Origin of the sequence: Streptomyces sp. NPDC051921, from assembly GCF_040680975.1 — a bacterium.
In the GTDB taxonomy this organism is placed as follows: domain Bacteria; phylum Actinomycetota; class Actinomycetes; order Streptomycetales; family Streptomycetaceae; genus Streptomyces.
On the sequence record NZ_JBFAXU010000002.1, the window covers coordinates 241903 to 266201 of the forward strand.

Below are 24299 nucleotides of genomic sequence, written 5' to 3' on the forward strand. Positions count from 1 at the left end.
GGGTTACGCTGCGGGGCATGACCAGTGCCGCCTCGCCCGCGTACCGCCGGCTCAGCGTCGAGGAGCGGCGGAACCAGCTGCTCGACGCGGCCCAGACGCTGTTCGCGCACCGGCCGCCGGAGGACGTCTCGCTCGACGACGTCGCCGAGGCCGCGGGCGTCTCGCGCCCGCTCGTCTACCGCTACTTCCCGGGCGGGAAGCAGCAGCTGTACGAGGCGGCGCTGCGCTCCTCGGCCGACGCCCTCGAGCACTGCTTCTCGGAGCCGCCCGAGGGGCCGCCCACCGAGCGGCTCGCCCGGGTGCTGGACCGCTATCTGGCCTTCGTCGACCAGCACGACGCCGGGTTCGCCGCGCTGCTGCGCGGCGGCAGCGTCGCCGAGACCTCGCGGACCACGGCGATCGTCGACGAGGTCCGGCGGGCCGCGGCCGAGCAGATCCTCTTCCACCTGGGCGTGGACCGGCCCGGGCCTCGGCTCGGGATGATGGTCAGGACCTGGATCGCGGCGGTGGAGGCGGCCTCGCTGATCTGGGTCGACGAGGGGAAGCGCCCCCGGGCCGACGAGCTCCGCGACTGGCTGGTCGACCACCTGGTGGCGCTGCTCGCGGCGACCGCGGCGAGCGACGCGGAGACCGGCGAGGTGGTGACCCGGCTGCTCGCCCGGGAGCGGTCGACGGGCCCGGTCGGCACCCTGGCCAGGAACGTCATCCCGGTGGTGAGGGAGGCCGCCCACCTGCTCTGAGCCGCCGGGAGGGGACACTGGTGGGGTGAAGAGCGAGAACACCCCCTTCCGCGGCGGCCCCCTCGACGGCCGGGTGCTGCCCGTCCTGCTCGGCCCGACCGGCCACCCGCCGAAGTGGTACGAGGTCCCCGTCCCGGCCCACGAGGGCCGCCCGGCCACGGTGTACGCGTACCACCGCGAGCCGGCCGGCTACACGAAGCGGCTCGGGCTGCAGCGGGGATGGGTGTACGTGTACGCGCCGGACGGGCGGGAGCGCAGGCAGATCCGGTGGCCGTGGCAGAAGCCCGCTGCTCCGGAGGAGTGAGCCCACCGAACACTCCCACTCTCATCCGGTCATCACACCATTCCGGCCGCCATCATCCCGATGGAGGTGGTGACGTGCCGGGACGACTGCTGCGCACGATCTGCACGGGGGCCCTCGCGGGGTTGCTGGCGGCCACGACGGCCCTCACGGGGACGGCCGCCACGGCCGCACCGGTGGACGAGGGCGAGAGCTCGGTCACCGGCCTGCTCACCCGGCTGCGCACGCTCTACCAGGAGACCGAGCGGGCCACCGAGGCCTACAACGCCGCCGACGAGGCGCTGAAGAAGCAGACCGCCGACACGCACAGGACCGACGCCGAACTGGCCGCCGCCCGCGCGGCTCTCGCCCGCGGCCGCGACGAGGCCGGCCGGCTGGCCCGGCAGCAGTACCAGGGCCGCTCGGCGCTCTCCCCGTACCTGAGCCTGCTCCTTGCCCCCGACCCCCAGCACGCCCTGGACGAGAGCCACCTGGTGACCCGGGCGGCCCGCGAACGCGCCACGGTGGTCTCCCGGCTGGAGGTCGCGGAGAAGAAGGCGGCAGCCCTGGCGACCGCCGCCCGCACGGCCCTCACCCGCCGCCAGACCCTCCTGGCGGCCCAGCAGAGGCAGCGACAGGCGGTCCGGACGAAGATGGACGAGGTCGAGAGGCTCCTGGCCTCCCTCACCCCCGCCCAACTCGCCGGCCTGGCCTCCCTGGAGACCAGCCAGACCGCCGGTGCGCAGAGCCAGCTCCTCGGCTCGGGCACCCTCGACGGCACCCGCACCCCGTCCCGGGAGGGCGCCGAGGCCCTGCGCTTCGCGGCACGCCAGATCGGCAAGCCGTACGAGTGGGGCGCCGAGGGCCCCGACACGTACGACTGCTCCGGCCTCACCCAGCAGTCCTGGGGGGCGGCGGGCCGCGAACTCCCCCGCACCAGCCAGGAACAGTGGCGGACGCTCCCCCGCGTCCCCCTCGCCGAGCTCCGCCCCGGCGACCTGGTCGTCTACTTCCCGGAGGCCACCCACGTCGCCCTCTACTTCGGCGACGGCCTGGTCATCCACGCCCCCCGGCCCGGCGCCCGCGTCAAGGTCTCCCCCCTGGCCGCCAACCCCCTCCTGGGCGCCGTCCGCCCCGACCCCGACACCGTCCCCCTGGAAACGTTCACGCCGCCCGAACTCCCGGAGGGAGCCACGGACGGCGCGGACGAGGGCTACGCGGGCGATCAGGCGCCGGCGACGGACTCCAGGTAGGCGGCGGTCTTCTCCGGCTCGAAGAAGAAGTTCTCGAAGTCCGCCGGGTCGTTGAAGCCGTTGGCGAAGCGGTCGGCGACCGGCTGGAGCCCGCCCGCCGCGCCGATCAGGTTCAGGACGTGCTCCGGCGGGACGCCGAGCATCGCGTTGGTCCACTTGGTGACGTGCTGGGCGGTCTGCCAGTAGCGGTCGAACGTGGACTGCATCCAGGCCTCGTCGAAGGGGCGGTCGCCGTGCTCGACGATGGAGGCGAGGTAGGCGGCGGCGCACTTGGCGGCCGAGTTGGAGCCCTGGCCGGTGATCGGGTCGTTGGCGACGACCACGTCGGCGACACCGAGGACCAGACCGCCGCCGGGCAGACGGCCGATCGGGTTGCGTACGGTCGGGGCGTAGCGGCCCGCCAGCGTGGCGCTGGCGTCGGTCAGTTCGACCTTCGTGGCACGCGCGTACTCCCACGGCGTGAACTTCTCCATCAGCTCCAGCGTGAGCGCCAGGTGGTCCGACGGGTCCTTCACGCCCTGGAAGGCGTCCAGCGGGCCACCGGGCACGCCCTCCCAGAAGAGGATGTCGGCCCGGCCGGAGGTGGTGAGCGTCGGCATCACGAACAGCTCGCCGATGCCCGGCACCAGGTTGCAGCGCACCGCGTCGAACTCGGGGTGCTCGGGCCGCGGGCCGAGCCCGTGCACGTACGCGACCGCGAGGGCGCGCTGCGGCTCGCTGTACGGGGAGCGGGCGGCGTCGCGGCCGAACATCGACACCAGCTCGCCCTTGCCGGCCGCGACGAGCACCAGGTCGTAGCCGCGGGCGAAGTAGTCCAGGTCGCCGACGGCCGCGCCGTGGATGACGAGCTGGCCGCCGCGCTGGGCGAAGGTCTCCATCCAGCCGGCCATCTTCACCCGCTGGTCGACGGACTGCGCGTAGCCGTCCAGCTTGCCGACCCAGTCGATGACCCTCTGCGACTCCGGGCCGGCCACCGAGACGCCGAGGCCCTCGATCCGCGGGGCCTGGGACTCCCAGAAGTTGATGCCCAGGTCGCGCTCGTGCTGGAGCGCGGTGTCGAACATGCACTGCGTGGACATGACCCGCCCGGAACGGATCTCGTCCGCCGTCCGGTTGGACATGAGCGTGACTTCGTAGCCCTTCGACTGCAGTCCGAGGGCGAGCTGGAGACCGGACTGACCGGCGCCGACTATGAGTATCTTCCGCATGGGCGACCTTGAGAGTGCTGGGGAGTGCTGGGGAAGGGGGTGCGGGGGGTGCGGGTGTTCCGAGCGTGTGCACAGGAGTGCGCGGGGGCTCGGGGCTCGGGGCTACTCGGGGGTGGCGGCCAGGGCGTGCTCGACCATCGCGAGCAGCGTCTCGACGACGCTGTACCGCTTGCGCGCGTCCATGATCATGATCGGGACGTGCGGCGGGACGGTCAGGGCGTCCCGGACGTCCTCGGTCTCGAAGCGCTCGGTGCCCTCGAAGTGGTTGACGGCCACGACGTACGGCAGCCCGCAGCTCTCGAAGTAGTCGAGCGCCGGGAAGCAGTCGGTGAGCCGGCGCGTGTCGGCCATGACGATCGCGCCGATCGCGCCCCGCACCAGGTCGTCCCACATGAACCAGAAGCGCTGCTGCCCGGGCGTACCGAAGACGTACAGCACCAGGTCGTCGTCGAGCGTGATCCGGCCGAAGTCCATCGCCACGGTCGTGGTCAGCTTGTCCGGCGTGGCGGTGAGGTCGTCGGTGTCCTCGCTCGCCTGCGTCATCAGCGCCTCGGTCTGCAGCGGGGTGATCTCCGAGACCGCGCGGACGAAGGTGGTCTTGCCGACGCCGAAGCCGCCCGCGACGACGACCTTCGTCGCTATCGGGGCGCGGGTGTGGTCCAGCTGCCAGTCCTGGGCGCCCTCTTCGGGTTCGGGCCCGCCGCTGGGCTGGGCCGGGATGCCGGCGAGGGCCGGCGGTTCGGTGACGACGGAGGCGTCAGAGACGGCGGAGTCCACTCAGCACCCTTTCGAGGAGCGCGCGGTCGGGCTGGCCGGTGCCGTGACCGGTCCCGTACACACGGATCTTTCCCTGGTCGGCCAGGTCGCTGAGCAGCACCCGGACGACCCCCAACGGCATCTTGAGGAGCGCCGAGATCTCCGCGACGGTGCGCATCCGGCGGCAGACCTCGACGATGGCCCGCATCTCCGGCATCAGCCCGCGCGCCGCCGGCCCTCCGTCGGTGAGGGCCTTGCGCTCGGGCGCCGCCTCGAGCGCGGCCACGAAGGTCTCCACGAGGAGGACGTGGGCGAAGCGGGTGCGGCCGCCGGTGAGCGAGTAGGGACGGACCCGGGAGGGGCGGCGCCCCTCCCCGCGTATCGGCAGCCGGTGGGCGTGCGCGGCGGCGGTCACCGGGCGCTCTCCACGGACTGCGCGGACTTGGCCAGCTCGCTGCGGAGTTCGGGCGTGAGGACGTGTCCGGCCCGGCCGACGAAGAGCGCCATGTGGTACGCGATGACGCTCATGTCGCAGTCCGGCGTGGCGTGGACGCCGAGCAGCGAACCGTCGCTGATCGACATGACGAAGACGCTGCCGTCCTCCATCGCGACCATGGTCTGCTTGACCCCGCCCCCGTCCATCAGCCGGGCGGCGCCCACGGTGAGGCTGCCGATGCCCGAGACGATGGTGGCGAGGTCGGCGCTGGAGCCGCGCGGCCCGGCGGGCCGGTCCGTCGCGGGCACGGCGGCCTGGGACGTCTGCGCCTGGGCCTGGGCCTCGGGGTCCGACGAGAGCAGGAGCAGGCCGTCGGAGGAGACGACGGCGACGGAGCGGACCCCCGGCACCTCCTCGACGAGGTTGCCCAGCAGCCATTGCAGGTTGCGGGCCTCGCTGCTCAGTCCGAATGTTCCGGTCGCAGTCAACTGCGTGCCTCCTCGACTGTGTCCCCCGTCTTCTCCGTGTTCTCATCGGGCCGTGCTGTCTGTGCGGCGTGGATCTCGGCGGCCACGTCGCGGCGGCCGTCCTCGGCTCCTCGCTGGAAGCCGCCGAGCCGCCGGCGGAGCGCCTCGGCGTCCACGCCGCCGCGGCGTATCGGCGCGGTGGGGGCACCGGCCTGACGCACGATCCGCGGCGTCCGCTTGGGCAGCCCCTTGTCGGTGACCCGCTCCCACTGCCCGGGGCGCGGACCGGCCGGGTCGACCTGGGCCTCGGGGGCGGCCTCAGGCTCGGGGGCGGGGGCGGGGGCGGGCTCGGGGACAGGGTCAGGGGTGGACCCGGAAGCGGGTCCGGTCACCAGGTCGGGCGCGGCAGCCCCGGCCATCGGCTCGCGCACGGCCGACGGCTCGCGCACGGCCGACGTGTCACGTCCGGCCGACGGCTCATGCTCGGCCGACGGCTCCTCCGTGGCACGCTCGTGCGTGTCCGGCTCGGGCGGCGGATCGGGCAGGCGGACCTGGAGCGTGGTCTCGGAGACGGACTCGCCGAGGGCGGGCTCGGGGGCCGTGGCGGGCGCCTCGGCGGCGTTCCCCGACTCGCGCTCCCCGGGGGCCACGGCCTCCGGCTCGTGCGCTTCCGCGGGCACGGCGGCGCCGAACTCGGGCTCGTACGCGGCCACGGGCTCGACGGCGGCGGCCTCGGGCTCGACGGCGGTGGCCTCGGGCTCGTACGCGGCCGGCTCGGGCTCGTACGCGGCCGAATCGGGCTCCGGAGCCGGGGCGGGCTGCTCCGCCGCGTTCTCGGCCTCGGCCTCGGCCCCGGCCTCCGTCTCCGCCGCGGCGATCGCCCGCTCCGCCGCCTCGACCAGCGGGTCGCGCTGGCGCGAGGGCAGCGTGTTGGAGTTGGCCTCGGCGATCGAGCCCGGGAGGTTGACGACGGCGGCCGGGCCCGTGCCCGTGAGCGTGACGGACGGCGGGACGGCGGCGGGCGGGGCCGTGGGGAGGAGCGGGAGCGGGAGGACGACGACGGCGGCGATGCCGCCCTGCTTCTGCTCGCGCAGCTCGACCCGTACGCCGTGCCGGGCGGCGAGCAGCGCGGTGACGCGGATGCCGAGGCCCTCGCCGTCGGTGTCGGTGATCTCGGGGTCGGCCAGGCGCGCGTTGAGCTCGGCGAGGCGGGAGGCGGCGACTCCGATGCCGCCGTCCTGGACGGAGAGCATGACCTCTCCGGACTCCAGCAGCCAGCCGGAGAGCTGGACCTGGGTGTCCGGCGGCGAGAAGGAGGTGGCGTTCTCGAGGAGTTCGGCGACCAGGTGGCTCAGGTCGTCCGCGGCGAAGCCGGCGACCTGGGCGTGGGGCGGCAGCGACTGGATGCTGACCCGCTCGTAGCGCTCGATCTCGCTGACGGCGGCGCGCAGCACGTCGACGAGCGGGACGGGGCCGGGGTGGCCGTGGTGGTGCTCGTGGCCGGCCAGGACGAGCAGGTTCTCGCTGTGGCGGCGCATCACGGTCGCCATGTGGTCGAGCTTGAAGAGGGTGGCGAGCCGGTCGGGGTCCTGCTCGCGCTCCTCCAGCTTCTCGATGACGCCGAGCTGGCGCTCGACCAGCCCGAGGCTGCGCAGCGAGAGGTTGACGAAGGTGTGGTGGACGGTGCCGCGGAGGCGCTCGAGCTCGGCGGTGAGAAGGGCGCTCTGCCCCTGGAGCTCGGCCCGCTGGGCGGCGAGTTCGGCGGCGAGGGCGTCGCGGGCGCCGGCCAGGTCGGCGCGTTCGCCGTCGAGCTGTTCGAGGCGGGCGGCGAGGCCGGCGAGCTTGCCCTGGAGGGTGTTGAGCGACCGTACGACCTGGGCGAACTCGTCGTTGCGTCCGGTGAAGCGGACCTGCTCCTCGTGCTGAGGCTCGGGCGCGGCGGCGAGCCGGGCCGCGCCGATGCGCAGCACGGCGAGCGGCCGGGTGAGGCTGCGGGCGACGTACGTGGAGATGCCGACGGCGACCAGCAGGCAGCCGCCGAGGAAGGCGATGCGCAGTTCGAGCGCGGTGACGTCGTCGTCGCGGAGCTGGGCGAACCGCTCGGCGCGCTGGGTGGCGAGGGCGGACTCGACGCCGCGCATCTGCTCGATGCGGGCGGAGAGCGCGGCCTCCAGGCGGGCCGGGTCGGTGTCGAGCTCGGACTCGGAGAGTTCGGGCCGGTCGGTGAGCCGGGCGAGGTAGCGCTCGGCGTTCTTGACGTCGGGTCCGGTGACGCCGGCGGCGAGGGAGTCGCGCGCGGCGGTGGGCGCGGCCTGGTCGAAGTCGGCGAGGGCGGCGAGTTCGCGGACCCGGGCCTGCTGGGCGGCGGCGGTGAGGGCGTTGCGGGTCCGGTCGGCCTCCGCGGCGCCCTCGGGCCGGTCGGTGACGTAGGAGCCGGTGGACGGGTCGTAGTGGGTGCTGCCGGTGGCCTCGGGCCGGGGCACGGCGAGGGCGGCCAGGAGCAGCCCGCGCTCGGCGGAGGCCTGCTCGGTGGCGCGCCCGAGGGCGGCGGGGGCGCGGACGGCCTCGGCGGCGCGGGCGGGCGTGCTCTCGGCCAGCTGGTCGCTGAGGGCCTGGAGCTTGGCGATGACGTCGGTGTAGGCCCGGTGGGCCTCCAGGGCGCCGCCCTTGCCGGTGAGGGCGGCGCGACGGATGGAGGGCAGGGCGGCGAGGTCGCGGCGCAGGTCGGCGGGGGCGGCCTCGTGGATCTCGTCGATCTGCCGGTCGACGCGGGCGGACCTGGCGCTGGTGATCCGGCGCTTGTCGGTGTCGCTCCCGGGCTGCTCGTCGCGGCCCGCGGCGATGTAGGCGACGACCTCGTCGCGTTCGTCCGAGAGGGAGTGGGCGAGGGTGACGGCCTGGCGGTCGAGTTCGGCGAGGGCGACGAGGCCGACGGTGTCGTCGAGGTCGCCGGAGGCGGTCAGGACGGCGGGGGCGCCGGCGGCGAGCACGGTGACGCCGACCAGGGCGACGCCGGCGACGAGCCGGCTGCGGACCCGCTTGGTGCGGCCGGCCGGGGGCTCTGCGGGCAGGCCGGGGCTCTGCGGGTCACCGGGGGTCTGGCTCCGCGCGCCGTTGTTGCTCCGAGGCCGCTTGTTCTGCACCGGTGCTCGCATTCTTGACTCGTCCGCCCATGAAGCAGAGGTGACGACCGGTCACATGTAAGAGCCCCCACCCCTGGTGTGTCTTCCGACCATTTCAGCGGTTCTTGTCGGGGGACTCGCATCGGCCGCTCCGCCACCCGAACGAGTGAACAACACTCATGAGTTGGCGAACAACTCTCCGCGGGGGCCGCCGGGGCGCCGGGCTTACCGCCGGTTGGATCTTCCGCGCGGGCTTTGGCAGGATGCCCGCCCGCAGCTTCACGGAGCCCGCAGTTCCGGGCTCCGACCTCCTTCGCGCCCCCTTGGTATAGGCCAGATTCGGCCGTTTGGAGACGATGTGAAGGAGCGATGCAGAGCGGGCGCACACGGGGCAGACTATGGATCATGCGTACGGAAGCGGCGACCCTCCCCGGCAGCCCCGAACGCCCCAACGAGGACTGGATGGCCGCAGCTCTGCCCGCCTCCGGGGCGGGGGGAGTGGTCGTGGTCCTCGACGGGGTGACGCCCCCGGCGGGCGAGGACGGTTGTGTGCACGGGGTGCCCTGGTTCACCGCTCGGCTCGGCGGCGCTTTGACGGAACTGTCCGCTTCGCGAAGCGACCTGACGCTCTCCGAGATCCTGGCGCTGGCAATCCGGCGCACCGCGGACGCCCACCGAAGCACCTGTGACCTTTCTCACGTGCGCACTCCGCAGGCGACGGTGGCCCTGGCCCGCTGGGACGCCACGACGGTGGAGCATCTCGTCCTCTCGGACGCGGCGCTCCTCCTGCAGTCCCCGGACGGCGCCGTACGCGCGGTGCTCGACGACCGGCTCGGCCGGGTCCCGGACGAGATCCTCTGCTCCCTGGAGGCGACGGACCGGCTGCGCAACCGGGAGGGCGGCTTCTTCACCGCGGCCGCCGACCCGTCCGTGGCGGCCCGCGCGGTGACCGGTACGAGCCCTCGGGCGGAGGTCCGGGCCCTCGCCGCGCTCAGCGACGGGGCGACCCGCTGGGTGGAGCTGTTCGGCGAGGGCGACTGGACCGACCTGTTCGGCGTGCTCGACAAGGAGGGCCCTGCCGGCCTGCTGCGGCGGGTGCGCGCCCTGGAGGCACGCGGCGAGGGGGCCACCGGGCGAGGCCCGGGGCCGGCCCCCCGGACGGGGGGCACGGGCCCCCGAACGCGCCGCTGGAAGCTCCACGACGACGCGACGGCGGTGTACGCGGAGCTCTAGCCGCGGCCGTGAGGTCCCGCCCGCGCCCCGCGACGTGGGCCGTGCGCGCGGAGCTCCGGCCCCCTGCCGGGGGGCGCGGCCCCGAGCGGGCGGAGCCTCCCGAGGAACGGGGGAGGCGGGCACGGCCCGGGCCGTGCCCCCGGCCGAGGCGCCCGGAGCCGGCGAGGCCCGGAAGAAGGGGCTCAGCCCTCCGCCGACCGCACGTTGAAGTGGTGGAGCAGCCGGGCCAGTTCCGCGACCTCCCCGCGGTCCCAGTCGGCGAGCTTGCGCACGTAGCGCTCGCGCCGGGCGTCCCGTACGTGCCGGAAGCGCCCCTGGCCCTCCTCGGTGAGGCGGACGAGCGAGGCCCGGCCGTCGGCGGGGTCGGGGTCGCGGGCGACCAGACCGAGGTCCTCCAGGGCGCGCAGCTGGCGGCTCATCGTGGCCTTGCCGACGCCGAAGTAGCCGGCGAGGTCGGTGGCACGCTGGGGACCGGCCTCGTCGAGCCGCACGAAGAGGCCGTAGGCGGCGGGCTCCAGTTCGGGGTGGACCTCACGGGCCATCTCGCCGGACTGGGCACGGGCGCGGCGCAGAAAGACCGCCAGTTCGCGTTCCAGGGCGAGGAATTCCTGGTCCACACCACTCCCGCTCTTGGATCCGGATTCACTCCCCGTACCGCTTACGTGCACGTCAGCACCCCTCGCACGCTTTCCGCTCGCTGAAAGTTTCTTCCGCCGCGGGCCATCGCCGCAGCTCCTTCAGTATTTCGCAGGCGTAGACCAACGGCAGCCCCCAGGCCCCCTTCCGCCGCGGGGTCTACGTGCGTAGCGTCGTCAGCGGCGAACACGCCTGACATGTCCACACCAGGACGTGTCGACCTCGCTCCCCCCACCGAGCCTTTCGGAGGCACGCAATGCGTGTGCACAGATCCGGAACGACCCTCGCCGGTGCCGCCCTCGCGGCCCTGGTCCTCCTCCTCTCCCCCACCCTCTCCGGCACCGCCGGCGCCGCCCAGGACCCCGGCGCCCGACAGGTCCCCGCCCGCGGCACCGCCTACATGGGCATGGGCGTGATCGCGCACGACGGCCAGGGGGCCAAGCCCGGCGGCGCCTCCGCCCTCGCCGCCCAGACCGAGGGCGTGGACGTCTCCAGCCACAACGGGAACGTGGCCTGGCAGACGCTGTGGAGCAGCGGCGTGAAGTGGGCCTACGTCAAGGCGACGGAAGGCACGTACTACAAGAACACCTACTTCACTCAGCAGTACAACGGCTCGTACAACGTGGGCATGATCCGCGGCACGTACCATTTCGCGACCCCCGACACGGCGACGGGCGCGGCACAGGCGGACTACTTCGTGAACAACGGCGGCGGCTGGTCCAGGGACGGCAAGACGCTGCCCGGCGCGCTCGACATCGAGTGGAACCCGTACGGGGCGACCTGCTACGGCAAGACCCAGTCCGGCATGGTCGCCTGGATCCGGGACTTCGTGAACCGCTACAAGTACCGGACCGGCCGCGACCCGGTGATCTACACGGCGACGAGCTGGTGGAAGCAGTGCACGGGCAACTACGGCGGCTTCGCCACGACCAACCCGCTGTGGATCGCGCGGTACGCCTCCGAGGTCGGCGAGCTGCCGGCCGGGTGGGGCTACTACACGATGTGGCAGTACACGTCCTCCGGCCCGACGGTCGGCGACCACAACCACTTCAACGGGGACTACTCGCGGGTCCAGGCGTTGGCCAACGGCTGACGGGCGCGCGAGCACGCGAGCGACGAGCACGTGAGGCGGCGGGCCTCCGGGGTGGGCGGCACACCCGGGAGACCCGCCTTCTTCGTCGCACCCCTTGCCCATTGGTATGGACCAATGCGACCCTCTCGGGGGCGACGCCGGAGTCCACAACTCCCGTGTTCCCCCCGTGTGTTGCTCACCCGTACTCCCCCACGCACGAGAGAGAGCCCCCGCATGCCGCCTTACCGCCGCACCCCCGCCCTCGTCGCCGCGCTGTCCGCGGCGGCGGCGCTCACCGCCCTCACCCCGACCGCCGCCCAGGCCCACGGCGCCGTGTTCGACCCGGTCAGCCGGATCGCCGCGTGTTACGCGGAGGGGCCGGAATCCCCCGACTCACAGGTGTGCAAGGACCTCGTCGCCGACTCGGGCACCCAGCCGCTCTACGACTGGAACGAGGTCAACATCGCCCATGCCGACGGCAGGCACCAGGCCGTGATCCCCGACGGCAAGCTCTGCTCGGCCAACCGCGAGAAGTACCGCGCCCTCGACTGGGCGCGCACCGACTGGCCGGCCACGGCGGTCGCCGCCGGCACCTTCGGCTTCAGGATCCGGGTCACGGCCCCGCACTCCGGCACCATGACGATGTACATCACCAAGCCGGGCTTCGACCCCACCCAGCCGCTGAAGTGGTCCGACCTCGACAGCACCCCGGTCGCCGTGCACGCCACCACCCGCACCTCGACGGACGGCTACTACACCTTCAACGGCACCCTCCCGAACCGCACCGGCCGCCACGTCGTCTACATGGTCTGGCAGCGCAACGACAGCCCCGAGGCCTTCTACAGCTGCTCGGACGTCACCTACGGCGGCGGTACGGCGGCCGCGGCGGCACCCCAGGCCCCGACCGAGGCCGAGCTCGCGGCGGGCGCCCAGCTCTCCACGGTCAGCCACGCGGGCCACGGCGGCGACGAGCAGCCCCCCGTCCTGTCCGCCGATACCGCCGAGGCGCCCGCCTCCCCCCTCCCCCTCGCCCTCGCGAGCGCCGGCGCCCTCGCGGTCTTCGGCGCGGGCAGCCTCCTCCTGACCCGCCGCCGCGGCGAGTCGTAGAGCGGCAGGACCCGCCCGCGAGCCGCCCGCCGCCTCGCCCGCCCCGCCCGTCGCGGCGACGTACGAGGAGGCGTGCGCGGCGACCCGCTCCGCCCGGCACGACCCGCTCCACCTGGCACGCCCCGGCCCGCCCGGCACGACCCGGCCCCTGGAAGAGGACGTTCGACGTCCTCTTCCAGGGGCCGTTTCGGTGGTTCCGGTGTCGAATTCACGCCATCCGCCCCAGGACGGGTGGGAGTGGGAGCCTCCGTGGACACACTTTCCAAAAGCTCTGTTCGAACGGCCGCCAGCGCACGTCGTCCGACCGTGAAGGAGAGCACTCCATGCGGAATCAGCAGCGGTGGGTGTACCACCGCGGGCAAGGTCTGCGCACGTTCGGGCTGGAGGAGGAGCTGCTCCTGGTCGATCCCGAGACCGGGCTCCCCCAGCCGCTCGCCGGTACCGTCACCGAGATCGCCGCCTGGCACGCCGACGTGCAGCGCAAGGCCGATCGGGGCGAGCCGGTGAAGACCGAGTTGTACTGCGAGATGCTGGAGATCGGCACCCGCCCGTGCGCCACGGCGGACGAGCTCGCCGAGCAGCTGCGCCAGGCGCGGGCCGCCGCCTCGGCCGCGGCCAAGGAGGCGGGGGTGGCGGTCGCGGCGCTCGCGACCGCGCCGATGCGCTTCGACCCGCTCCTCACCCCCACCGACCGCTACCGGCTCATCGAGGACCGGTACGCCCGTCTCATCGACGACAAGCTCACCTGCGCCTGTCACGTCCACGTCCACCTCGGCTCGCCCGAGGAGGGCGTCGGCGTGCTGGACCGGATCCGGCCCTGGCTCGCGCCGCTGCTCGCGATCAGCGCCAACTCGCCGTTCTGGCAGGGCCAGGACACCGGCTACGCGAGCTGGCGCCACCAGCTGTGGTCGCGCTGGCCGATGAGCGGACCCGCCGAGCTGTACGGCGACGTCGACGGGCACGAGGAGACCACCCGGGCCATGCTCGCGAGCGACGTGCTGGTCGACGACCACATGGTCTACTTCGACGCCCGGCTGTCGCGCAGCTACCCGACGGTGGAGGTGCGCGTCGGCGACGTGTGCCAGCGCACCGAGGACGCGCTGCTCCTCGCCGTGCTCGTGCGGGCCCTCGTGGAGACCGGGGCCCGGGCCTGGCGGGCGGGCGTGGCGCCCGACCCGGTGCCGACCGTCGTGCTGCGCCTGGCCTCGTGGCGGGCCAGCCGGTACGGCCTCGGTGGCGCGCTGCTGAACCCGCTGACCTGGCGCCCCGCCCCGGCCGCCGCCGTCCTGGAGGCCCTGATCGACCACGTCACCCCGGCGCTGCGGGCCGCGGGGGACCTCGACCGTGCCGTGCGGGGCGTCGAGTTGCTGCTCACCCGGGGCACCGGGGCCGACCTGCAGCGCGCCGCGCACGCCGGCGGGGCGGGCCTGGCCCCGGTCGTCGCCGACGCCGTGCGCCGTACCGCCCCGGTGTGAGACGGCGGTGGGGCGCCCTCCGACCGGGAGGGCGCCCCACCGCCGGGTGCGCGGGTGCGTCAGGCCGCCGCGCTCACCGCGAGCTCCGCCGGGGTGAGGGCGATCTCCAGGACCTGCCGGACGTCCGTGACCGGGTGGACCTCAAGCTTCTCCAGGATCTCGGCCGGGACGTCGTCCAGGTCCGCCTCGTTCCGCTTGGGGATCACGACGGTCGTGATCCCCGCCCGGTGCGCGGCGAGCAGCTTCTGCTTCACGCCGCCGATGGGCAGGACCCGGCCCGTCAGGGAGACCTCGCCGGTCATGGCGACGTCCGTGCGGACCAGCCGGCCCGACAGGAGCGAGGCGAGGGCCGTCGTCATCGTGATGCCCGCGCTGGGGCCGTCCTTCGGGACCGCGCCCGCCGGGAAGTGGATGTGCACGCCGCGGTCCTTGAGACCGGTGACGGGCAGCTCCAGTTCCGCGCCGTGCGAGCGGAGGAAGGAGAGCGCGATCTGCGCGGACTCCTTCATCACGTCGCCCAGCTGGCCGGTGAGGGTCAGCCCGGCGGCGCCGGTCTCCGGGTCGGCGAGCGAGGCCTCGACGAAGAGGACGTCACCACCGGCACCCGTCACGGCGAGTCCGGTCGCCACGCCCGGCACCGCGGTGCGGCGCTCGGCCGGGTCCTGGGCCGACTCGGGCACGTGGTGCGGGCGTCCGATCAGTGCGCGCAGGTCGTCGGCGCCGACGGAGAACGGGAGCTCCCGCTCGCCCAGTTCGTGCTGGGCGGTCACCTTGCGCAGCAGCCGGGCGATCGAACGCTCCAGGTTCCGGACGCCGGCCTCCCGGGTGTACTCGCCGGCCAGCTTGCGCAGCGCCGACTCCTCCAGGACGACCTCGCCCTCCGCCAGGCCGGCCCGCTCCAGCTGCCGGGGCAGCAGGTGGTCACGGCCGATGACGACCTTCTCGTCCTCGGTGTAGCCGTCGAGCCGGACCAGCTCCATACGGTCGAGCAGGGCCTCGGGGATGGCTTCGAGGACGTTCGCCGTCGCGAGGAAGACCACGTCGCTCAGGTCGAGTTCGACCTCCAGGTAGTGGTCGCGGAAGGTGTGGTTCTGCGCCGGGTCGAGGACCTCCAGGAGGGCCGCCGCCGGGTCGCCCCGGAAGTCGGAGCCGACCTTGTCGATCTCGTCGAGCAGGACCACCGGGTTCATGGACCCGGCCTCCTTGATCGCGCGGACGATCCGGCCGGGCAGCGCGCCGACGTAGGTCCGCCGGTGCCCGCGGACCTCGGCCTCGTCCCGTACGCCGCCCAGCGCGACCCGGACGAACTTGCGCCCCATCGCGTGCGCGACGGACTCGCCGAGGGAGGTCTTGCCGACGCCGGGCGGGCCGACGAGGGCCAGCACGGCGCCGCCGCGCCGGCCGCCGACGACGCCGAGGCCGCGGTCGGCGCGCCGCTTGCGCACCGCCAGGTACTCGGTGATCCGCTCCTTCACGTCCTCCAGGCCGGCGTGCTCGGCGTCCAGGATCGCCTTGGCGGCCCGGATGTCGTAGGAGTCCTCGGTGCGCTCGTTCCAGGGGAGTTCGAGCACGGTGTCGAGCCAGGTGCGGATCCAGGAGCCCTCCGGCGACTGGTCGCTCGACCGCTCCAGCTTCTCGACCTCCTTGAGGGCCGCTTCGCGGACCTTCTCGGGCAGGTCGGCGGCCTCGACGCGGGAGCGGTAGTCGTCGGACTCGTCCCCCTCGGCCTCACCGTTGAGCTCGCGCAGCTCCTTGCGCACGGCCTCCAGCTGACGCCGCAGCAGGAACTCGCGCTGCTGCTTGTCGACGCCTTCCTGGACGTCCTTGGCGATGGTCTCGGCGACGTCCTGCTCGGCCAGGTGCTCGCGCAGCTGCGCGGTGGCGAGCTTGAGGCGGGCGACCGGGTCGGCGGTCTCCAGGAGTTCGACCTTCTGCTCGACGGTGAGGAAGGGCGAGTAGCCGGAGTTGTCGGCGAGGGCGCCGACGCCGTCGATCTGCTGGACGCGGTCGACGACCTGCCAGGCGCCGCGCTTCTTCAGCCAGCTGGTGGCCAGCGCCTTGTACTCCTTGACCAGTTCGGTCACGGAGCCGGGCAGCGGGTCGGGCAGGGTCTCCTCGACGACGGCGCCCTCGACCCACAGGGCTCCGCCGGGCCCGGTCGTGCCGGCGCCGATGCGGACGCGGCCCCGGCCGCGGATGAGGGCGCCGGGATCGCCGTCGGACAGCCGGCCGACCTGCTCGACGGTGCCGAGCACGCCGGTCCCGGCGTACGTGCCGTCCACCCGGGGGACGAGCAGCACGCGGGGCTTCCCGTTCCCTCCGCGGGCGGCGGCCTGCGCGGCCTCGACCGCGGCCCGTACGTCGTTGTCGGACAGGTCCAGCGGCACCACCATTCCGGGCAGCACGACCTCGTCGTCGAGCGGCAGCACAGGCAGAGTGAGCGGCGCGGACGCCATGGACTCAGAAGCCATGATCTCCCCTTCGGCAGTCAAGTTGAGCTATGCCGACTCAATGCATGTGAGCCGCTGATTGTTCCCCGACAGGCGTTCGCTCTGAGCGATCAGCTCCCCACAGGCCGCGAACAGCAGATGTAATACCCCTATGGATATTGCGTCTATTACAGCTGCGTGGGTGGCCGGCTGGACCGTCTCCCGGGGCACCCCGCCCGCCGTCGTCGAGCCCTGGGGCTACCGGATCGACGTCGGGTTGCCGAAGCACCCCTTCCGGCACGTGCTGCCGCACCCGGACGCGGCGTCCGTCGGCAGGCTGTGCGCGGAGATCGGCGAGCCGCACGCCTGGCTCAAGGTGATGGCGACGCCCGAGGAGGTCGCGCCCTGGATCACCGAGCGGTGGACCATTCCGGACGACCCCGGGTTCATGATGACCAAGGAGCTCGACCCCGCCGCCCGGCCCGCCCCGCCCGAGGGGTACGCGCGGACGACGGAGACCGTGGACGGGGTGATCCGCGTCCGGATCCTGGCGCCCGACGGCACGCTCGCGGCCCGCGGGCAGATCGCGCCCACCGGGCCGACGGCCGTCGCGGACCAGATCGAGACGGATCCCGCGCACCGCCGCCGCGGGCTCGGCGCCAACGTCATGCGCACCCTGGAGGCGGCCGCCGCGCAGGCGGGCGCGGAGACCGGCGTGCTCTCGGCGACCACCGACGGCATGGCGCTCTACGACTCCCTGGACTGGCACTACCGGGGCCCGCTCACCGGCGTCGTGCGCACGGGTTGACGCGTTCGGGCTGCGCGAGGGCCCGATGTGCGGGCATGCTCGCCCTATGGAGCACGTGAAGCGGTACGGGGTCGCGGCGCTGCTCGCCGCGGTCGTCGCCCTGGCCGGCTGCAGCCAGGCACCGGCGGCGGACCCCGACGACTCGGGGCTGAGCGTCCCGCCGGCACCGAGCGGGTCGCCCGTCGCCACGGCCACGGTCACGGCCGGGAACCGCGACGAGCCCGCACCCCAGGAGGTGCTGGTCGAGGTCGTCGTCAACGGCGGCTTCGCCGGCGTCCGGAACAAGCTGGTCGTGCGGTACGACGGCACGTACACGCTCCACAAGGGCACCCGGCCGCCCACCTCGGGCCGCCTGACCGAGGCCGGGACCGCCGAGCTGCGCGCCGCCCTGGAGGACCCCGCGTACGCGAAGGTCCCGGCCCGCCCGACCGGCAGTCCGGTCCCGGACGGCTTCACGTACTACGTCACCCACGCCCACCGGCTCGTCGTCGCCCAGGACGGCGAGGCCCGGCCGGCCGCCCTGGAGCGGGTCTTCAAGGCGCTGCCCGAGGGCCATCCGCCCACCGCGCCCTAGGATCCGGCCCGCCGCCTCAGGCATCCGCTGCCTCAGGCGCCGGGCGCCTTGATCTCCGCGTACTGACGGCGCAGGAAGTCCCCCACCCGCGCCGGCATGTCCAGGGCCTCCGGGTCGAGCGCCCATTGGATCTGGAGTCCGTCCATGACGGCGAGCTGCTCCCGCCCGACGGCCCCGCAGTCGATACCGGCGCGCAGCTCCCCGCGCTCCACGGCGGCCTCCAGGAGGTCGACGGTGTGCCGGAGCACGCGCGCGTAGCGCTCCTTGAAGTACCGGTGGGCGGGGTGGCCGAGGTTGCCGGACTCGCCGACGAGCACGTTGAACATCCGCACGATGCCGGGGCGCCGGGTGTTGTCCCCGATCAGGGCGACGAGGGTGTCCAGGTACTCGGCGTAGGACTCCGGCTCCTCGCTGAAGAGCCGCTCCACGTCGTGCTGCTCGCTCTGCGCGAGCACGGAGAGGAGCAGGTCCTCCTTGCTGCGGAAGTGGTGCAGCAGCCCGCCCTGGGTGATGCCGCAGTCGTTGGCGATCCGGGCGAGCGAGGAGGCGTGGAAGCCCCACTGCCCGAAGTGCTCGACGGCGGTGTCGAGGATCTTCTGACGCCGCGCGTCACCGACCGCGTACGTACCCCGGCCTGCGCTTTTGCGGTTCGCGGGGACCTTCTTCTCGGGCATGGGCCCACCTTAGCCGCGCCCTGGAACACCCCCTTCGAGGTGTGACCCAGGACACATCACACAAACCTAGTAGGTACTCGGTTTTCGCGCTTAGCCTGTGGGCCCGACGGCGACCACACGCCCTCCACGGCTCTCTCCACGGCTCACCCTCCACGGCTCTCTCCACGGTTCAAGCGAGGCAGACAGTGCACCCGTACCAGGACCCCACCCGGCCCGTCCCCGAGCGGGTCGAGGACCTCCTCGCCCGCATGACCCTGGAGGAGAAGGCCGGCCAGCTCTTCCACTCCATGCTGACGATGAACCCGGACGGGACCCCGGTCACGGAGACCGACGGCTCGCTCCTGCCCTTCACCACGCCCGAGCTGATCGTCGAGCGCGGACTGACCCACTTCAACCTGCTCGGCAGCCACGGCCCCCGGGAGATGGCGGAGTGGCACAACGCGATCCAGGAGATGGCCGCGGGCACCCGGCTCGGCATCCCGGTCTCGCTCTCCACCGACCCCCGGCACGCCTTCACCGACAACATCGGCGCCTCGTTCAACGCCGGCGCCTTCTCCGCATGGCCCGAGGCGCTGGGCCTCGCCGCGATCCGCGACCCCGAGCTGGTCTTCCGCTTCGCCGACACCGTGCGCCGCGAGTACCTCTCGGTCGGCTTCCGCACCGCGCTCCACCCGCAGATCGACCTGACCACCGAGCCCCGCTGGGCGCGCCAGTCCGGCACCTTCGGCTCCGACGCGAAGCTCACCGGCGAACTGGTCGAGGCATACGTCCGCGGTCTGCAGGGCCCGGAGCTCGGTCCGGACTCGGTCGCCGCCATGGTGAAGCACTTCCCCGGCGGCGGACCGCAGAAGGACGGCGAGGATCCGCACTTCCCGCACGGCAAGGAGCAGATCTACCCGGGCGGCATGCGCGACTACCACCTGGAGCCCTTCAAGGCGGCCATCGCCGCCGGCTGCTCGCAGATGATGCCGTACTACGGACAGCCGATCGGCACCGACTGGGAGGAGGTCGGCTTCGGCTTCAACCGGGGTGTCGTCCAGGGCCTGCTCCGCGACGAGCTCGGCTTCACCGGCATCGTCTGCACCGACTGGGGCCTGCTGACCGACTCGGTGATCTTCGGCGAGCCGCACGAGGCCCGCGCCTGGGGCGTCGAGCACCTGAGCGTGGCCGAGCGGACGGCGAAGGCGCTGGACGCGGGCGCCGACCAGTTCGGCGGCGAGCAGTGCCCGGAGGTGATCGTCGAGCTGGTCCGCTCCGGCCGGATCACGGAGGGCCGCGTCGACGAGTCCGTACGCCGCCTGCTGCGCGAGAAGTTCACGCTCGGCCTGTTCGACGACCGGCGCCGGGTGGACCCCGACGAGGCCGCGGAGACCGTCGGCCGCGCCGATCTCACCGCCCTCGGCGCCGCCGCCCAGCGCCGCTCGCTCACGGTCCTGACCAGGGGACCGCTGCCGCTCGCGGGCCGTCCGAAGGTGTACGTGGAGAACATGGACCCGGCGGTCGCCGCCGCGTACGGCGAGGTGGTGCCGGGGCCGGCGGAGGCCGACCTGGCGGTGCTGCGCCTGCACACCCCGTACGAACAGCGCGACAACAGGTTCGAGTCGTTCTTCCACTCGGGCTCGCTCGCCTTCGAGGAGCCGGAACTCGGCCGCGTCCTCGCCCTCCTCAGGACGGTCCCGACGGTCGTCTGCGTGAACCTGGAACGCCCCGCGGTCGTCCCCGAGATCGCCGAGCACGCGGCGGCGCTGATCGCCGACTACGGGGCGAGCGACGAGGCCGTCCTCGACGTGGCCTTCGGACGGGCGAAGCCGGAGGGCCGCCTGCCCTTCGAGCTGCCGCGCTCGATGGCCGCGGTGGCGGCCTCCCGCCCGGACGTCCCGAACGACACGGAGGACCCGCTCTTCCCTTACGGCCACGGCCTGGAGCTGTGAGGCCTCCCCACCACAGACCGCGGGGCTCCTGACGGCCCCGCACCGATCCGGGGCCCTCCCGTGGGGGGCAGGGCCCCGGATCACCCCTGCCCGCGGCACCGCACGTGTCATGCCCATGAAAGGGGCGCACCGCCATGCGCAAGTACCTCGCCCTGTCCACCGCCGCAGCCGCCCTCGTGGCCGCCGGAGCCACCGCCTACGCGGCCGCGCCCACGTCCCCCGGCGCCCCCGCCGCCACGCCCCTCGCCGGCATGCGCGTGCTGATCTCCAACGACGACTCCATGCAGGCCGCCAGGCCGAGCAACTCCGACGGCCTCGGCCTCTACGAGCTGCGCCGAGCGATGTGCGCCGCCGGCGCCGACGTCGTCGTGATGGCGCCCTGGCAGGTCCAGTCGGGCAAGGGCACCGCCGTCACGAACGGCGGCGTCGTCACCGCCCAGCGCCGTACCGAGCTGCCCGCCGGCTACGCGGCGGACTGCTCGTCCGCCCCGTCCCGGGGCGCGGTCTACGGCGTCTGCCTGTCCGCCGGCCCCTGCGCCGCGGACACCCCGAGCGCCACCCCCGCCGACACGGTCAAGCTCGCCCTGCGCGGCGGCCTGAGAGCGAAGGTGGGCTGGCAGCAGGCCCCCGACCTGGTCCTCACCGGCATCAACTCGGGCCCGAACATCTCGGCGAGCGTCAACGACTCCGGCACCGTCGGCGCCGCCGTGGCGGCCATCGACCAGGGCGTCCCCGCGCTCGCGTTCTCCTCCTCCGGGGACCGGACGAACACCGCCTTCCCCCGCGAGAACTACCGCGCGAACGCCGAGTTCGGCGCCCGGCTCGTCGCCGACCTGCGCCGGCGCGACCTGCTGACCCCCGCCTTCGCGCTCAAGGTCGACTACCCGGACGTCAGCGCCGGGCAGCGGGCGAAGGCCCCGGTGTGGACCCGGGTCGGCGACGGCGCCGTCGTCCACCACGCCTTCGAACAGCGCGGCACGAGCGACTCCTTCGACATCGCGCTCGGCCTGTGCCCCTTCGACGGCAGCGGCGAGGGCGAGTGCGCCGAGGGGCGCGCGGACGCCGACTCGACCTGGCTCCTCGACAAGGGCCACGTCACCATCGTCCCGATCACCTGGGACCGCACGTACGGCACCCCGGTGGACGCCCGCCGCGAGCTCGACCGCGTCGAGCGGTACGTGCGGCACGAGGCCCCGCGCCCGTAGTCAACACCCCGTCGCCGGACGGCGATACGCGTTTGTCCCGGCCGTCCGCCACGGACGAGGATGGCCGGGACAACCCGTACGCACCGAGCCACGGAGTACGCACATGACCAGCCCCGTCACCCTCGACCGCCGCGAGGGCCCGTACGGAGAAGTCGTCCTGCGCCGGCGGGACACGCACTACGAGATCATCGCCAACGGCACCTTCCTCATGGACACCTCCGACGGGCGATCGGAGCGCCTCCTGGTCGACGCGGCGCTCGAGGCGCTGCCGCCGGGCGGCCGGTCGCGTCCCTCCGTGCTCATCGGCGGTCTGGGCGTGGGCTTCTCCCTCGCCCACGCCGCGGCCGACCCCCGCTGGGGCAGGATCGCCGTCGCCGAGCGTGAGGGCGCGATCATCGACTGGCACCGCGAAGGGCCGCTCGACGCGATCTCGGGCGCCGCGTTCGCCGACCCGCGCACCGTGATCCTGCACACGGACCTCGTCGGCTACCTCCGCACGACCGCGGACACGTACGACGCCCTCTGTCTGGACATCGACAACGGGCCCGACTGGACGGTCACCGAGGACAACGAATCCCTTTATTCCGCCGAGGGTTTGGCGGCCTGCGCGGCCCGCCTCAACCCGGGCGGAATCCTCGCCGTGTGGTCGGCGCAGCCGTCCGCCGATTTCGAAGAGTCGTTGCGGAATGCCGGATTCAACGGGGTACGGACCGAAGAGATCCCCGTTGCCCGGGGCGTCCCCGACGTGGTCCACCTCGCCGTCCGGCCCGCCCGCTCGCCTGCGTAGCCTTGACCGCGCCGCTGCCTCTAGGCTGCTGCACCGACATCGGCGACGCGAGGCGGGGCAATGGAGCAGACACACACCACGAACCAGGGTGCGGCGACTCCGGGGGCCCAGCGCAGAGTCCTCGTCGTCGAGGACGACGCGACGATCGTCGACGCCATCTCCGCCCGGCTGCGCGCCGAGGGCTTCCTGGTGCAGACCGCGACCGACGGCCCGGCCGCCGTGGACGCCGCCGAGGCCTGGCAGCCGGACCTGATGGTCCTCGACGTGATGCTCCCCGGCTTCGACGGCCTGGAGGTGTGCCGCCGGGTGCAGGCCCAGCGGCCCGTCCCGGTCCTGATGCTCACCGCGCGGGACGACGAGACGGACATGCTGGTCGGCCTCGGCGTCGGCGCCGACGACTACATGACGAAGCCGTTCTCGATGCGCGAGCTGGCCGCCCGGGTGCACGTACTGCTGCGCCGGGTGGAGCGGGCCGCGCTCGCGGCGGTGACGCCGCGCAGCGGCATCCTGCGCCTCGGCGAGCTGGAGATCGACCACGCGCAGCGCCGGGTCCGGGTCAGGGCCGAGGACGTGCACCTGACGCCGACGGAGTTCGACCTGCTCGTCTGCCTCGCCAACACCCCGCGCGCGGTGCTCTCGCGCGAGCAGCTGCTCGCCGAGGTGTGGGACTGGGCGGACGCCTCCGGCACCCGGACCGTGGACAGCCACATCAAGGCGCTGCGCCGGAAGATCGGGGCCGAGCGGATCCGTACGGTCCATGGCGTCGGATACGCACTGGAGACCCCGGCGCCGTGAGCCGGCGAGGGCCGGGAGAGCGGCCGACGCGGTCCGTGCGCCCGGGGCTCCCCAGGCATCCCGGGCACCCCGGACATTCCGGACGGCGGCGCCGCATAGCGATCTCGATCAAGACGAAGCTGGGCGCCCTCGTCGTGGGGGCGGTCCTGCTCACCTCCGGTCTCGCCCTGGTGGCGATCCGGACCTCGACCGAGTTCCGCTACATCACGATCTTCGCGATGATCGCGACCCTGCTGATCACCCAGTTCGTGGCACAGTCGCTGACGGCCCCGCTGGACGAGATGAACACGGTGGCGGGCTCGATCTCCCGCGGCGACTTCAGCCGCCGCGTGCGCGGCGCGGACCGCCGTGACGAGCTGGGCGACCTGGCCTCGACGATCAACCGCATGGCCGACGACCTGGAGGCGGTGGACCGGCACCGCAAGGAGCTGGTCGCGAACGTCTCGCACGAGCTGCGCACCCCGATCGCCGCCCTGCGCGCGGTCCTGGAGAACGTCGTCGACGGGGTCTCGCAGGCCGATCCGGAGACCATGCGCACGGCCCTGAAGCAGACCGAGCGGCTCGGCCGGCTCGTGGAGACGCTGCTGGACCTGTCACGGCTCGACAACGGTGTCGTCACGCTGCGGCGGCGCCGCTTCGAGGTGTGGCCGTACCTCTCCGGGATCCTGCGGGAGGCGAACCTGGCGGCCTCCCAGCGCGGCCTGTCGTCCACCTCCGGCCTGCACAACCGCACGGACGTGCACCTGCACCTGGACGTGTCGCCGCCGGAGCTGACCGCGGACGCGGACGCGGAGCGGCTGCACCAGGTGATGGCGAACCTGATCGACAACGCGGTGAAGCACTCGCCGCCGCACGGGCGCGTGACGGTGCGGGCGCGGCGCGGGCCGTCCCCGGACTCGCTGGAGCTGGAGGTCGAGGACGAGGGCCCCGGCATTCCGGAGGCGGAGCGGCACAAGGTCTTCGAGCGCTTCAACCGGGGCACGGTCCCGGCGCAGCAGGGCCCGGGGAGCGACGGCGGCACCGGTCTGGGGCTCGCGATCGCCCGCTGGGCGGTGGATCTGCACGGTGGCCACATCGGAGTGGCCGAATCGTCACGCGGCTGCCGCATCAGACTCACTCTTCCGGGCAGCTTTCCTCCGCGGGATTGACGTAGGGTTCGAACCGGAAGCTCTCGTTCTGCGTGTCCTTGTACGACAGGTGCACGTGACGTGGTCAGGGGTGCGGCTCGCGACGGCTGCAGCCGCGCTTCTCCGTACCCTCACCGAAGCGGAACCACGGTTGTTTCCCGCCATTCACGGCACCGAAACACCC

22 protein-coding genes are annotated in these 24299 nt (G+C 73.5%); 14 read left to right on the top strand and 8 right to left on the bottom strand.

Features of this window, described 5'->3' with window-relative positions:
- The first annotated feature begins 17 nt into the window (after window positions 1-17).
- The 3 genes from AB0M16_RS03705 to AB0M16_RS03715 all read left to right on the top strand — a co-directional run bounded on the left by AB0M16_RS03705 (window position 18) and on the right by AB0M16_RS03715 (window position 2273).
- Window positions 18-740 carry a TetR/AcrR family transcriptional regulator gene (locus AB0M16_RS03705; protein WP_365338336.1) on the top strand — a complete coding sequence of 241 codons (723 nt, stop codon included), beginning with the start codon at window positions 18-20 and terminating at the stop codon, window positions 738-740.
- 25 nt (window positions 741-765) lie between these two features.
- The gene (locus AB0M16_RS03710; RefSeq protein WP_365338337.1) at window positions 766-1044 is read left to right on the top strand and encodes a hypothetical protein; all 279 of its coding nucleotides are present in this window, start codon (window positions 766-768) and stop codon (window positions 1042-1044) included.
- Window positions 1045-1118: 74 nt separating this feature from the next.
- On the top strand, window positions 1119-2273 hold the full coding sequence (locus AB0M16_RS03715) for a C40 family peptidase (RefSeq protein WP_365338338.1): 1155 nt from the start codon (window positions 1119-1121) through the stop codon (window positions 2271-2273).
- On the opposite strand, the gene AB0M16_RS03720 is transcribed toward AB0M16_RS03715, so the two are convergent.
- The 5 genes from AB0M16_RS03720 to AB0M16_RS03740 form a co-directional block, all read right to left on the bottom strand.
- Window positions 2246-3481: a styrene monooxygenase/indole monooxygenase family protein gene (locus tag AB0M16_RS03720; protein WP_365338339.1), complete on the bottom strand. Its 1236-nt coding sequence runs from the start codon at window positions 3479-3481 to the stop codon at window positions 2246-2248. The two genes, AB0M16_RS03715 and AB0M16_RS03720, sit on opposite strands and share 28 nt — an antisense overlap.
- A 102-nt stretch (window positions 3482-3583) precedes the next feature.
- The gene (locus tag AB0M16_RS03725) at window positions 3584-4258 is read right to left on the bottom strand and encodes an ATP/GTP-binding protein (protein ID WP_365338341.1); all 675 of its coding nucleotides are present in this window, start codon (window positions 4256-4258) and stop codon (window positions 3584-3586) included.
- Window positions 4239-4652, bottom strand: coding sequence for a DUF742 domain-containing protein (locus AB0M16_RS03730; protein ID WP_365338343.1), 414 nt, complete (start codon window positions 4650-4652; stop codon window positions 4239-4241). Before AB0M16_RS03730 ends, AB0M16_RS03725 begins: the two co-directional genes overlap by 20 nt.
- A complete protein-coding gene (locus AB0M16_RS03735) occupies window positions 4649-5161 on the bottom strand; it encodes a roadblock/LC7 domain-containing protein (RefSeq protein WP_365338345.1) in 513 nt (170 codons plus the stop codon). Before AB0M16_RS03735 ends, AB0M16_RS03730 begins: the two co-directional genes overlap by 4 nt.
- The gene (locus AB0M16_RS03740; protein ID WP_365338347.1) at window positions 5158-8295 is read right to left on the bottom strand and encodes a nitrate- and nitrite sensing domain-containing protein; all 3138 of its coding nucleotides are present in this window, start codon (window positions 8293-8295) and stop codon (window positions 5158-5160) included. The genes AB0M16_RS03735 and AB0M16_RS03740 overlap by 4 nt, the downstream gene beginning before the upstream one ends.
- Before the next feature lie 372 nt (window positions 8296-8667).
- On the opposite strand from AB0M16_RS03740, the gene AB0M16_RS03745 reads away from it, so the two are divergent.
- Window positions 8668-9495 carry a hypothetical protein gene (locus tag AB0M16_RS03745; protein ID WP_365338349.1) on the top strand — a complete coding sequence of 276 codons (828 nt, stop codon included), beginning with the start codon at window positions 8668-8670 and terminating at the stop codon, window positions 9493-9495.
- A 182-nt stretch (window positions 9496-9677) separates the two neighbouring features.
- On the opposite strand, the gene AB0M16_RS03750 is transcribed toward AB0M16_RS03745, so the two are convergent.
- On the bottom strand, window positions 9678-10163 hold the full coding sequence (locus AB0M16_RS03750) for a MarR family transcriptional regulator (RefSeq protein ID WP_365338351.1): 486 nt from the start codon (window positions 10161-10163) through the stop codon (window positions 9678-9680).
- A 224-nt stretch (window positions 10164-10387) separates the two neighbouring features.
- Between AB0M16_RS03750 and AB0M16_RS03755 the strand changes: the two genes are divergently transcribed.
- The 3 genes from AB0M16_RS03755 (at window position 10388) to AB0M16_RS03765 (ending at window position 13785) form a co-directional block, all read left to right on the top strand.
- Window positions 10388-11224, top strand: coding sequence for a lysozyme (locus AB0M16_RS03755; protein WP_365338353.1), 837 nt, complete (start codon window positions 10388-10390; stop codon window positions 11222-11224).
- 213 nt (window positions 11225-11437) lie between these two features.
- Window positions 11438-12310 carry a lytic polysaccharide monooxygenase gene (locus tag AB0M16_RS03760; protein WP_365338354.1) on the top strand — a complete coding sequence of 291 codons (873 nt, stop codon included), beginning with the start codon at window positions 11438-11440 and terminating at the stop codon, window positions 12308-12310.
- 323 nt (window positions 12311-12633) lie between these two features.
- Window positions 12634-13785: a glutamate--cysteine ligase gene (locus AB0M16_RS03765; protein ID WP_365338356.1), complete on the top strand. Its 1152-nt coding sequence runs from the start codon at window positions 12634-12636 to the stop codon at window positions 13783-13785.
- A 59-nt stretch (window positions 13786-13844) separates the two neighbouring features.
- Here the strand turns inward: AB0M16_RS03765 and lon are convergent, their stop codons facing one another.
- On the bottom strand, window positions 13845-16256 hold the full coding sequence (gene lon / locus AB0M16_RS03770; RefSeq protein WP_365338358.1) for an endopeptidase La: 2412 nt from the start codon (window positions 16254-16256) through the stop codon (window positions 13845-13847).
- Window positions 16257-16386: 130 nt separating this feature from the next.
- Between lon and AB0M16_RS03775 the strand changes: the two genes are divergently transcribed.
- Both AB0M16_RS03775 and AB0M16_RS03780 read left to right on the top strand, forming a co-directional pair.
- The gene (locus tag AB0M16_RS03775; protein WP_365338360.1) at window positions 16387-17022 is read left to right on the top strand and encodes a GNAT family N-acetyltransferase; all 636 of its coding nucleotides are present in this window, start codon (window positions 16387-16389) and stop codon (window positions 17020-17022) included.
- Between the two features lie 46 nt (window positions 17023-17068).
- Window positions 17069-17596 (top strand): hypothetical protein, encoded by a 528-nt coding sequence (locus AB0M16_RS03780; RefSeq protein WP_365338362.1) that lies wholly within the window; start codon window positions 17069-17071, stop codon window positions 17594-17596.
- A 32-nt stretch (window positions 17597-17628) separates the two neighbouring features.
- Here the strand turns inward: AB0M16_RS03780 and AB0M16_RS03785 are convergent, their stop codons facing one another.
- Window positions 17629-18270 (bottom strand): TetR/AcrR family transcriptional regulator, encoded by a 642-nt coding sequence (locus AB0M16_RS03785; RefSeq protein WP_365338364.1) that lies wholly within the window; start codon window positions 18268-18270, stop codon window positions 17629-17631.
- Window positions 18271-18455: 185 nt separating this feature from the next.
- Between AB0M16_RS03785 and AB0M16_RS03790 the strand changes: the two genes are divergently transcribed.
- The 5 genes from AB0M16_RS03790 to AB0M16_RS03810 all read left to right on the top strand — a co-directional run bounded on the left by AB0M16_RS03790 (window position 18456) and on the right by AB0M16_RS03810 (window position 24136).
- Window positions 18456-20201, top strand: a complete 1746-nt coding sequence (locus AB0M16_RS03790; protein WP_365338366.1) for a glycoside hydrolase family 3 N-terminal domain-containing protein — start codon at window positions 18456-18458, stop codon at window positions 20199-20201.
- Window positions 20202-20335: 134 nt separating this feature from the next.
- Window positions 20336-21406: a 5'/3'-nucleotidase SurE gene (locus AB0M16_RS03795; RefSeq protein WP_365338368.1), complete on the top strand. Its 1071-nt coding sequence runs from the start codon at window positions 20336-20338 to the stop codon at window positions 21404-21406.
- 103 nt (window positions 21407-21509) lie between these two features.
- A complete protein-coding gene (locus AB0M16_RS03800; RefSeq protein WP_365338370.1) occupies window positions 21510-22193 on the top strand; it encodes a spermidine synthase in 684 nt (227 codons plus the stop codon).
- Window positions 22194-22253: 60 nt separating this feature from the next.
- A complete protein-coding gene (locus AB0M16_RS03805) occupies window positions 22254-22988 on the top strand; it encodes a response regulator transcription factor (protein WP_365338372.1) in 735 nt (244 codons plus the stop codon).
- A gap of 95 nt (window positions 22989-23083) precedes the next feature.
- On the top strand, window positions 23084-24136 hold the full coding sequence (locus tag AB0M16_RS03810; RefSeq protein ID WP_365338740.1) for a HAMP domain-containing sensor histidine kinase: 1053 nt from the start codon (window positions 23084-23086) through the stop codon (window positions 24134-24136).
- Window positions 24137-24299: the final 163 nt, after the last annotated feature.